Origin of the sequence: Ramlibacter sp., assembly GCF_035706265.1 — a bacterium.
In the GTDB taxonomy this organism is placed as follows: domain Bacteria; phylum Pseudomonadota; class Gammaproteobacteria; order Burkholderiales; family Burkholderiaceae_C; genus Ramlibacter.
The window spans coordinates 1-2,495 of sequence record NZ_DASSVG010000699.1 but is presented as its reverse complement, the minus strand read 5'-3'; the positions used below and the strand labels follow the sequence as shown (position 1 = coordinate 2,495).

Annotated in this window: 2 protein-coding genes and 2 pseudogenes; all 4 read left to right on the top strand. The window is 72.3% G+C overall.

The features are described from left to right. Window positions 1-417: pseudogene (locus tag VFM98_RS25085) on the top strand (ammonia channel protein); the annotation flags it as partial. Window positions 418-519: 102 nt separating this feature from the next. Then, complete coding sequence (locus VFM98_RS25080; protein ID WP_325112611.1) at window positions 520-1,374, top strand: aldose 1-epimerase; 855 nt, start codon at window positions 520-522, stop codon at window positions 1,372-1,374. Continuing rightward, window positions 1,371-2,294 (top strand): SMP-30/gluconolactonase/LRE family protein, encoded by a 924-nt coding sequence (locus tag VFM98_RS25075; protein ID WP_325112610.1) that lies wholly within the window; start codon window positions 1,371-1,373, stop codon window positions 2,292-2,294. The genes VFM98_RS25080 and VFM98_RS25075 overlap by 4 nt, the downstream gene beginning before the upstream one ends. 36 nt (window positions 2,295-2,330) lie before the next feature. Further along, window positions 2,331-2,495: pseudogene (gene glcE / locus VFM98_RS25070) on the top strand (glycolate oxidase subunit GlcE); the annotation flags it as partial.

Sequence of the window (2,495 nt, the reverse complement as noted above, 5' to 3'; positions counted from 1 at the left end):
GCCGTCACGCCCGCCGCCGGCTTCGTCGGCCCGATGGGTTCCATCGTGCTCGGCCTGATCGCCGGCGTGGTGTGCCTGTGGGGCGTCAGCGGCCTGAAGCGCATGCTGGGTGCGGACGACGCGTTCGACGTGTTCGGCGTCCACGGCGTGGGCGGCATCGTCGGCGCGCTGCTGACCGGCGTGTTCGCGGCCCAGGGCCTGGGCGGCACCGGCGGCGCCACGCCCGACACCTTCAGCATCGCCGGCCAGGTGTGGATCCAGTTCAAGAGCGTGCTGCTCACCGTGGTCTGGTCCGGCGTCGTCTCCTTCATCGCCTACAAGATCGTCGACCTGCTGGTCGGCCTGCGGGTCAGCGAGGAAGAGGAACGCGAAGGCCTGGACATCAGCAGCCACGGCGAAACCGCCTACATGCGCTGATCCCGGTTCACAGGAGTCTCCTTTGGATGTTCGGCCCGCTTCGGCGGGCCGCTTTTTTTTCTGCCGAGCGCAGGCACAATGGCCCGCAAGGAGACAAGCGCCATGCTCGAACTGCGTGCCGGACGGCTGCGCTGCGAAGTGATGCCTGAACTCGGCGGCTGCATCGCCGGCCTGTGGCTGGACGAGGAGCCCGTGCTGCGCTCCATGCCCGCGGCGCAGCTTGCTTCGGCGCGGGATGCGGGTGCTTATCCGCTGGTTCCCTTTTCCAACCGCATCGGCCACGCCAGCCTGGTGTGGCAGGGCACGCAGCATCCACTGGTGCGCAACGACGGCGACGCACCGCACGCGATCCATGGCGTCGGCTGGCAGCGGCCCTGGACGGTGCTGGAGGCGGACGCGGCCTCCGCCATGCTCTCCTGCGAACACCGGCCGGACGCCTCCTGGCCCTTCGCCTTCGACTGCTCGCACACCCTGAGGCTGGCGCCGACCGGGCTGGAGCTGACGCTGGCCCTGACCAACCAGTCGGACCGGCCGGCGCCCGCCAGCCTCGGCTGGCATCCGTGGCTCGTCAAGCGGGCCGGTAGCCGCATCGCCTTCGAAGCGGCCGGCCGCTGGCAGCCGGGCCCCGACAAGCTGCCCACGGTGCGCCAGGCTGCCACCGGCCTCGACGCCGACTGCGGGGCGCTCGACGTGGACGACTGCTACGACGGCTGGAACGGCATCGCGCGGCTGCGTGACGCGCGCCTGCAGGTCACCGTGCGCTCGGGGCTGGAGCGGCTGGTGGTCTTCACCACGCCGGCGCGCGATGCGATCGCGGTCGAGCCGGTGAGCCACGTCGCCAACGCGGTGCACCTGTACGCCCAGGGCGCACCGGCGCAGGACCTCGGCCTGCGCGTGCTGCAGCCGGGCGAGACCATGGTGGCGCAGATGGCCATCGAAGCGGAGCGTGCGCCATGAAGTGGGACGTCGCCGTGCCCGAGCCGGACGCGCTGGGCGAATCGCCGTTCTGGCACCCGGACGAGAACCGCCTCTACTGGGTCGACATCCACGCCCGCCGCGTGCGCCGCTGGGACCCGGCCAGCGGCCAGCGCGAACAATGGGAGCTGCCGCAGGAGGCGGGCTGCATCGCGCCGGCGGAGCGCGGCGGCCTGGTGCTGGGCCTGCGCGACGGCATCTACCGTGCCCGCAGCTGGGGCGCCGCGCTGGAGCGGGTGGTGCAGTTCCGCCACGGCGTGCACACGCGCTTCAACGACGGCAAGGCCGATCCCCTGGGGCGCTTCTGGGCCGGCACCTACTACGAGCCCAAGGACGCGCGCAAGGCCGATCTCTACAGCATCGACTGCCGCCCCGACAACGGCAACCGCGGCCAGCCGCTGGTGCAGCTGAAGGTCACCAACACCATGAACTCCAACGGCCTCGCCTGGTCGCCGGACCAGCGCACGGTCTACTGGGCCGACACCGCGGACCACACGGTGCACGCCTGGGACTGGGACGGGCGGGGCAACGCGATGCGGCACCACCGCGTGTTCCACCAGTTCGCGCCCAAGCCGGCCGGCTGGCAGCCGGGGCAGCCCGGCTACGGCGGCCGGCCCGATGGCGCCGCGGTGGACGCGGAAGGCCACTACTGGGTGGCGTTGTTCGAGGGCGGGCGCGTGGTGCGCCTGTCGCCTGCCGGCCAGGTGGTGGCGGAATTCGAGCTGCCGGCACGCTGTCCCACGATGCCGTGCTTCGGCGGCCCCGACCGGCGCACGCTCTATGTCACGACGGCGCGCCACGGGCGCCCCCCGGAGGAACTCGCCGCCTTCCCGCACTCGGGCTGCGTGTTCGCCGCGCAGGTGGACGTGCCGGGGCTGCCGGTCAATTTCTTCCGCGACTGAAAGGCGGCCCGGCGCGAGCCCGTACCATTGCGGGCCATGGAGCCCGCACTCGCCGAACTCGCCGACCGCATCCGCATCGCCGCCGCGCAGGGCACGCCCCTGCGCATCCGCGGCGGCGGCACCAAGGATTTCTACGGCGAGCGGCTGGAAGGCGAGCCGCTGGACACGCGCGGCCTGCGCGGGATCGTCAGCTACGAGCCG